This window comes from Fluviicola sp., from assembly GCF_030151805.1.
Classification (GTDB): Bacteria; Bacteroidota; Bacteroidia; order Flavobacteriales_D; family Crocinitomicaceae; genus Fluviicola.
The window spans coordinates 1-8575 of record NZ_JASLCN010000122.1 but is presented as its reverse complement, the minus strand read 5'-3'; the positions used below and the strand labels follow the sequence as shown (position 1 = coordinate 8575).

Below are 8575 nucleotides of genomic sequence, written 5' to 3'. Positions count from 1 at the left end.
CATTCGAATCTTTTGTTTTCCGCACCATCTTCCAACGATATCTGCACTTTGAGGAACCAAAGGACCAAAGATCAAGTCCATATCCTTCATTTCAGGAGTGTTCAGAACTCTCATAATTCCTACGGAATCCATCGGTAAGTCAATGACTTTGATGGTTGCATCAAAACCTAGTTTCTCCAGTGAATCGGCAGCCAATTCAACTCCCATGTAAAATTCTGTTGCCAGGTTCTTTAATCCAGAGTTCCCTTTATCATTTAAGCCGAAGCTGAGCAAAACGGCAATATTGTACTTCGTTTTTGCTTTGAAAATCAATTCCTGATCCACTTTGCGGGCATCCTCTTTCGGTTGTACCTCGCGCACCTGAACCTGTTTCACATTTTCCTTTTTCAAGGGAATTTTCAAAATATCTCCCGATTTAATGTTGGTTGATTTCAGGTTGTTGAATTTTTGCAAATCATTTACCGGAACCATGAAGCGCTTTGAAAGCGTATACAAGGTTTCGCTGTTCTTTACTTCGTAAACCAAAACCGTATCCGTAAAAGTAACAGACGGAGTACTGACAGCAGGTTTCTCAACCGGTTTTACCGTTGGATTTGCCTGTTCACTCGTCGGAGCAATGATCACTTTCAAGACCTGCCCTACTTTCAATCCTTTGTCAATTCCGGGATTGTATTTCAACAAATCATCAACCGAACAATTGTATTTCTTGGCGATCGAAAAGGCTGTTTCACCTTTTTCAACCGTATGTTCACGCACAATCGTACCGCTCAGAACTTTCATATCTGCTCCGCCAAGCGGAATCAAATAACGGAATCCTTCTTTCACCCCCTTTTCAATTCCGGGATTTGCAGCAACGATATCATCTACCGGAACATTGTATGTCGTATGAATTCCCCACAGGGTATTTCCAGCCTGCGCAACGTGAACCGCATACTTCTTTCCGTTGGAATATTCATATACCCAATCTTTGGTATCCGTTTGTGCAAACAGTCCGTTTGAAAAAGTCAGTATACAGGTTAAAAAGAAGTATTTCATATCATTCAAATATATTTTGTACGAGAACGTTTTTTCCGTGTAAAGAAATTAAATCTGTTCAAAGGTTCAAAAAGTTTAAAGGGTTCAGTTTGAACTTTTGAACTCTTTCATCCCTTTAAACTATCTCGAAAACACTCATCCGGTTCAAGATTCATTATCATTTATATTTCCGTACACTACTTACAATTCGTTCGAATCAATTCAAGAGTTGTGCCAGAATGAGCTTATTCCCATTCGATTGTTGCCGGCGGCTTCGAACTGATATCGTATGTTACGCGATTGATTCCTTTCACCTGGTTGATGATCTTGTTTGAAATCAATGCTAAAAACTCATACGGTAAATGACACCAGTCAGCCGTCATTCCGTCCGTAGAACTTACCGCTCGAAGTGCCACTGCATTTTCATAGGTTCTTTCGTCTCCCATAACACCAACAGACTGGATCGGTAAGAAAATTGCTCCTGCCTGCCAAACGTCGTTATACAAGCCGTGTTCTTTTAGTCCGTCGATGAAAATGGCATCTACTTCCTGCAAAATGCGCACTTTTTCTGCCGTCACTTCGCCCAAAATGCGAATTCCCAAACCTGGTCCAGGGAACGGGTGTCGGTTCAAAATTGCTGCCGGCAGATCCAACGATCTTCCTACTCGTCTTACTTCGTCTTTGAACAACAATCTCAAAGGTTCCACGACCTGCAATTTCATGTAATCAGGTAAACCTCCCACATTGTGGTGAGATTTGATCGTTTGTGACGGTCCTCCGTTTACAGAAACGGATTCGATCACGTCCGGGTAAATCGTTCCCTGACCCAACCATTTTGCGTCAGTTACCAATTTAGATTCCGCATCAAATACATCCACGAATACTTTTCCGATTGCTTTTCGTTTCAATTCAGGATCGGTCAATCCTGACAGAGCCTTGTAAAAATCTGCAGAAGCATCTACTCCTTTTACATTCAATCCAAGTCCTTTATAGCTTTCCAGTACGGAAGAAAATTCATTTTTACGCAATAATCCGTTGTCTACGAAAATACAGTGAAGGTTTTCACCGATTGCTTTATGCAATAACATGGCTGCCACTGAAGAATCAACTCCTCCCGACAATCCCAGGATTACTTTATCGTTTCCTAATTTTGCACGCAACTCAGCAACCGTGCTTTCCACGAAAGAATCCGGTGTCCAGTTTTGAGAGCAGGCACAAATGCCAACCACAAAATTCTTCAGCAAAATAGCTCCTTCCAATGAATGGTAAACTTCCGGGTGGAACTGAATTCCATACGTTGTTTCACCTTTGATTGCGTAACCCGCTACATGTACATCTTTGGTAGAAGCAATGATTTTATACGAATCCGGAACATTTTTGATGGTATCTCCGTGACTCATCCAAACCTGTGAACCGATGGACATCCCACCAGTCAATTCGTTCGAATCATCTACGAAAGACAGGTTTGCACGACCATATTCCCGGATGGTTGACGGAAGAACTTCTCCACCGAAATTCTGAGCCAGGTACTGTGCACCGAAACAAACTCCCAACAACGGAAATTTTCCTTTAATAGCACTCAAATCCGGTTTCGGAGATTCAGGGTCTCTTGTGGAAAAAGGACTTCCCGACAAAATCACACCTTTAATATGTGCACCCAGTTCCGGAACTTTATTCCAGGGATGGATCTCACAATAAACATTCAATTCACGTACCCGGCGCGCAATCAACTGCGTGTATTGCGAACCGAAATCAAGGATAAGGATCATTTCTTGCATGCCTGCAAAGATAAGGCATATTCGCGACATGAAATACCGACATTTTGAATTTGTTTCGAACAAACTAACTGACAATTAGAGCCCATTTGCGCCAATCTGTCAGTTTAACACCTTTTGGAATAATTTATGACAAGGAGCATTCAATTAATCAAAGAAGCATCGGGAATTTCATTATTTTTGACTTCGATTTATAATAAACACCATGTTAGGAGGAATTTTAAAAAAAATCTTAGGCGATAAGTCAGCTACTGACCAGAAAAAATACCAACCGGTTATTCAACAAGTTGGAGCAATATTCAGCACACTACAAAACGAGTCTGACGACGCACTCCGTGGTAGAACAACCAAGTTCAGAAAACAAGTACAAGATGCCATTGCCGGTTTGGAAGCAGAAATTGCTGACTTAACTCAAAAGGCAAACGATATCAATATGCCTTTGCATCAAAAAGAAGCGATCTATGAAAGCATCGATGCAAAAGAAAAAGAAGTAAACACAACGATCGAAAAAGTTCTGGAGGAAATCCTTCCGGAAGCGTTTGCGGTTGTAAAGGAAACTGCCAGACGTTGGGCTGTAAATGGTCAGCTGACAGTTACTGCAACGGAGTTGGATAAAGAACTGGCAACAAAGAAAGACGGAATCACGATTGAAGGCGATCAGGCTGTTTGGAGCAACAAATGGACTGCAGCCGGAGCAGCTGTTGAATGGGTCATGGTTCATTACGATGTTCAGTTGATGGGTGGAGCTGTATTGCACCGCGGAAACATCGCTGAGATGCAAACCGGAGAAGGTAAAACGTTGGTTGCAACACTTCCGGTTTATTTAAATGCATTGTCAGGAAAAGGTGTACACGTTGTAACGGTGAACGACTACCTTGCAAAACGTGACTCCGAGTGGATGGGACCTTTGTACCAATTCCACGGTTTGAAAGTAGATTGTATCGACAAGCACCAACCAAACTCCGAATCGCGCAGAGAAGCTTATATGGCCGATATTACATTCGGTACGAATAACGAATTCGGATTTGACTACCTGCGTGACAATATGGCGAGTGCCGTTGAAGATTTGGTACAACGCAAGCACCATTTTGCAATTGTCGATGAGGTCGATTCCGTTTTGATTGATGATGCACGTACTCCATTGATCATTTCCGGGCCAACTCCAAAAGGAGACCAACACGAATTCTACGAATTGAAGCCTCGTGTGGAATTGATCGTTGAAGCACAACGTAAATATGTAAACCAGGCTTTGGCTGATGCAAAAAGATTGTTGACGGTTATCAACGGTGGTACTGTTGATGGTTTGGATCAAAAAGCAGCATTGGAACAAGGAGGTATTGCATTGCTTCGTGCCCACAGAGGTTTACCTAAAAACAAAGCATTACACAAGTTCTTGTCTGAGCCCGGAATTAAATCTCACTTGCAAAAAGTGGAGAACCATTACATGGCTGAGCAAGGTAAGCAGATGAAGAAAATCGACGTGGAGTTGTTCTTCGTGATCGATGAAAAACAAAATACGGTTGAATTAACGGAAAAAGGAATTGACCTGATCTCCGGAAATGAAGATCGCAATTTCTTCGTGATGCCGGATATTTCTTCGGAAATTGCACAATTGCAAAAGCAAAGTCTTCCGAAAGAAGATTTCAACGATAAAAAAGAAGTTCTGATTCGTGATTACACAGTGAAATCAGAGCGTATTCACTCTGTTTCTCAATTATTGAAAGCATATACCCTTTTCGAAAAAGAAGTGGAATATGTGATCATGGACGGAAAGATTAAAATCGTTGATGAGCAAACAGGTCGTATTATGGAAGGTCGCCGTTATTCCGACGGACTTCACCAGGCAATCGAAGCAAAAGAAAATGTAACGGTAGAAGCTGCTACGCAAACATACGCTACGGTTACGCTTCAAAATTACTTCCGTATGTACCACAAGTTAGCAGGTATGACCGGTACGGCGGAAACTGAAGCAAAAGAATTCTGGGATATTTACAAATTGGATGTGGTGGTCATTCCAACCAACCGTCCGATTTCCCGTAAAGATGATAACGATTTGGTATTCAAAACTGCACGTGAAAAATATGCGGCTGTTATTGATGAAGTAAACAAACTGGTTGAAGCAGGACGTCCGGTATTGGTTGGTACAACAACCGTTGAGATTTCCGAGTTATTGAGCCGTATGTTGAAAATGCGCAACATTCCTCACCAGGTATTGAACGCGAAATATCACCAGAAAGAAGCTGAAATTGTAGCTGGTGCGGGTAAAGCCGGAGCTGTAACGATTGCAACGAATATGGCTGGTCGTGGTACCGACATCAAATTGGGTGAAGGTGTGAAAGAAGCCGGAGGTTTGGCAATCATTGGTACGGAAAGACACGATTCCCGTCGTGTTGACAGACAGTTACGTGGTCGTTCCGGTCGTCAGGGAGATCCGGGAACTTCTACATTCTTCGTTTCATTGGAAGATGATTTGATGCGTAAGTTCGGTTCTGAGCGTATTGCCCGAATCATGGACCGTCTTGGTTTGAAAGAAGGAGAGGTGATTCAGCACAGCATGGTTTCAAAATCCATTGAACGTGCTCAGAAAAAAGTAGAAGAAAACAACTTCGGAATCCGTAAGCGTTTGCTGGAATACGATGACGTCATGAATGCGCAACGTAAAGCAATTTATAAAAAACGCCACAATGCATTATTCGGTGACCGTTTAGGAGTAGACGTTTCCAACATGTTCTATGACGTGATCGAAGGATTGGTTACCAAACATCAGGGAGGTTCTTTCGACGATTTCAATGTCGATATGATCCGCATCATCGGTATGGATTCTCCTATTTCGGAAGAACAATTCAAATCAGCGAAGTATGATGACCTGGTAAATGATTTGTATGACGGTGTGATGGAATATTACAATGCGAAAAACCAGCGTTTGGCTGAAATTTCCATGCCTCAGATCAAGCATGTGTACGAAACGATGTCACACCAATACCAAAACATTCAGTATTTGATCACGGATGGCGTCAAAACAATGCCTTTGGTAGTGAGTCTGAAAGAAGCATATGAATCCAACGGAGCTTCTGTTCCCAGTGCTTTGGAGCGCAATATCGTATTGGGAATGATCGATAACGAGTGGAAAGAGCATTTGCGTGAAATGGATGATTTACGTACTTCTGTTCAGCAAGCTGTTTACGAACAAAAAGACCCGTTGCTGATCTACAAATTGGAATCATTCGAATTGTTTAAAGCAATGAACGCACGTTTGAGCAACGAAACAGTTGAGTTCTTAGTGAAAGCAGATGTTCCGAGAGATCAGATCGACGATGTGAAAACAACGAACAAAGAAGTTGCTCAGAACAATTACGAGAAAGCTCAGATTGAATCAACTTCCGGAAATACAGAACAACGTTTTACAGGAAGTGAAGGATATGAAGAAGCCATGCGTAATTCGGCTCCGCAACGTGAGAAACAACAACCGATCGTTTCAACAGAACCTAAAATAGGTCGAAATGATCCTTGTCCTTGCGGAAGTGGTAAGAAATACAAACAATGTCACGGAAAATAAAAAATACAAAGGCGGTTCAAATGAACCGCCTTTTTTTATCTCTTTGAGAGATGATGATTCAATCAGGTATTACTTAATAATGGATACCTGAGAGGATCGCTCTACATCACCTATTCTTACTTTCAGAACATACATCCCATTGGATAACCGTTTCGTATCTAATTCTATTTTTTGTCCGCCACGTTCATAAACGCCCGACTTGCTTGCAACCACTTTACCTCCCATGTCTACTAATTCAAGAGAAATCGCTTCTTCTTTAGCAAGTTCTGTCTGTACGATGACATAATCTTTGGCCGGATTCGGCAAAACCTGGTATCCTCCATTGACTTGAGACGTTTTCAGCTCTTCTTCTGCTATTCGGTTAAGTTCCCGGATGGAACCTTCTTCTGTAGGTTTTGCAGATCTGTTTTGCAGACCCGGTATTGTGTTTGGATGAGCAGCCTCATAACAGAAACCGACACAAGTGCGGCATTCCTCTCCTTTTTCTGTAATTTCAGTAACACATACGTTGTAGAACCCTGAAGAACCATACGTATGGCTTCCAATACCTGTAATCGCACCATCTCCCCAATCAACAATATAAGTAGAAGTTGGATTTGCAAAGTCTAATACAACAGAAGCACTTGCTGTTCCGGAAGATGAGCTGATCGCTGTATTCAAAGTGAAATTACTGTTACAACCATTTCTGCAATCCCGCACACATATATTGTCATACTGTTTTATTTCGGTCGGATAACTGTTAACCTCCGGCGTCAATCCGATCCAGTTACCGTTATCTATCACGTTATCAAAATCGGCACAAGTCATACCAGGCGTCGCGAGAACCCAGGTACCATCTGCATTACTTGGCGGTACTCCTCCCGAACAATGAGCGATCGGTGCACAAACAGTTACCCAACCTGAACCCGGATTTAAAGCAGCATTTGCCACAAACATAATGCTATTCGTACCGTCTGAAAGGTAGATTCTCGGGTTATATGGAAGACCGCCACCAGCAGGTTCTGCTTTCTCCAAAGAAACATCAAAACAAAGGCACTGACCAAGATAATTTTGTCCCAGATTGTTGTAATCAACCGTATTGGTATACCATGAACCACCGGAAAGGTCTCCGATAGTCAAACAATTCGTACCATCCAATGGATTTACAGCTGTATAATTCGTCGTTACACCGGTGGGAACCCAGTTGCCAGCCGGAGAACTGCCATCGAACGTAGTACACGGTGGTTCATCCACACACATACATTGTTGTTTGGTATACGCACTGTAATTGTCTTTTCCACACTCCGTCCGAACGCTCCAGGAAAAGCAAGGATACGTAGACAGAGGAATCGTCATCGAAGTAGACATTGTCGGAAGCAAAACGCTCATGGAAAAACCAGGATAATTCGGACAACACATGGGATCACCTACATGCAAATACACAGTATAGGATGTTGCTCCAAGCACAGGACTCCAGTTCAATGTGACCGACGCAGAAGCCTTATTGTATTTACAGGAAACTCCTAAAGGAGGAAAACAATTACTTACCAGTTGAGCATGGCTCGACTGAAAGCCCAAAAGAAAAAAAATGCTCAATAGAGCAAGCTGAAGTTTCATTCGTTTCATAATTCAGTTTTTAGTTGTTAGAAAATAGTGTGTTATCACAACATGATGTTGTGCTTTGCATATATAAAACAAAATAGTTTGCCAATCAATTTTTTTTTAAAATATTTCATTGTTAATCAACGTATTGCATTCTGTCTCATTGCTTACAGCTCAACGGCGCTAAGTCATCGGGAAGTAATTGATTTTCTTTCATTCCGGAAGGGTGATTTCCCATTTAATGGCACGTCGCACACTATTTTCTGACTTCTCTTACTTTTTTTCATTATCAAAAAAGGATGCAAAAAGGTTCGGTCTCCCGAATGGTCAGGACAGGCTATATGTGAAAACCTGTAAGCGATGCATCCTGTACCCACAATAAATTTTAACTTTGAAACATGAACCAAAAATTGAAAATCGGGATCGTTGGAATGGGAAATGTAGGAATCCATTTTCTGCAGCGATTGATTGAATTAGGGCACAATCAGCTCACTGTTTATTCCAGATCCGGGAATACGATTCCAAACCTGGTTGCACCAAAAGAAGTTCAATTCACCAATGATTTCAAAGAATTCATTGATTTTGACCTCGTATTTTGTGCTGTGAACGACAACAACATGGTCGAAATGGTTCGCCTGGTTTCAAAATA

At 41.9% G+C, this 8575-nt stretch carries 5 protein-coding genes; 2 read left to right on the top strand and 3 right to left on the bottom strand.

The window, feature by feature from the left end; genetic code table 11:
• Together Q1V93_RS04655 and guaA are read right to left on the bottom strand one after the other, a co-directional pair.
• On the bottom strand, nt 1-1035 hold a 1035-nt coding region (locus tag Q1V93_RS04655; protein WP_300662130.1), incomplete at its 3' end, for a LysM peptidoglycan-binding domain-containing protein.
• 224 nt (nt 1036-1259) lie between these two features.
• The gene (gene guaA / locus Q1V93_RS04650; RefSeq protein ID WP_300662127.1) at nt 1260-2792 is read right to left on the bottom strand and encodes a glutamine-hydrolyzing GMP synthase; all 1533 of its coding nucleotides are present in this window, start codon (nt 2790-2792) and stop codon (nt 1260-1262) included.
• 202 nt (nt 2793-2994) lie between these two features.
• Here guaA and secA point away from each other — a divergent pair, with 202 nt between their 5' ends.
• Nucleotides 2995-6345 carry a preprotein translocase subunit SecA gene (gene secA / locus Q1V93_RS04645; RefSeq protein ID WP_300662124.1) on the top strand — a complete coding sequence of 1117 codons (3351 nt, stop codon included), beginning with the start codon at nt 2995-2997 and terminating at the stop codon, nt 6343-6345.
• Nucleotides 6346-6414: 69 nt separating this feature from the next.
• On the opposite strand, the gene Q1V93_RS04640 is transcribed toward secA, so the two are convergent.
• Complete coding sequence (locus Q1V93_RS04640) at nt 6415-7950, bottom strand: T9SS type A sorting domain-containing protein (protein WP_300662122.1); 1536 nt, start codon at nt 7948-7950, stop codon at nt 6415-6417.
• A 374-nt stretch (nt 7951-8324) separates the two neighbouring features.
• On the opposite strand from Q1V93_RS04640, the gene Q1V93_RS04635 reads away from it, so the two are divergent.
• Nucleotides 8325-8575 (top strand): NAD(P)-binding domain-containing protein (locus Q1V93_RS04635; RefSeq protein WP_300662119.1); only part of this gene is annotated, 251 nt, incomplete at its 3' end.

Coding starts and splice junctions, on each gene's coding strand:
- guaA (WP_300662127.1), bottom strand. CDS start 2,792: ATGCAAGAAATGATCCTTATCCTTGATTTCGGTTCGCAATACACGCAG.
- secA (WP_300662124.1), top strand. CDS start 2,995: ATGTTAGGAGGAATTTTAAAAAAAATCTTAGGCGATAAGTCAGCTACT.
- Q1V93_RS04640 (WP_300662122.1), bottom strand. CDS start 7,950: ATGAAACGAATGAAACTTCAGCTTGCTCTATTGAGCATTTTTTTTCTT.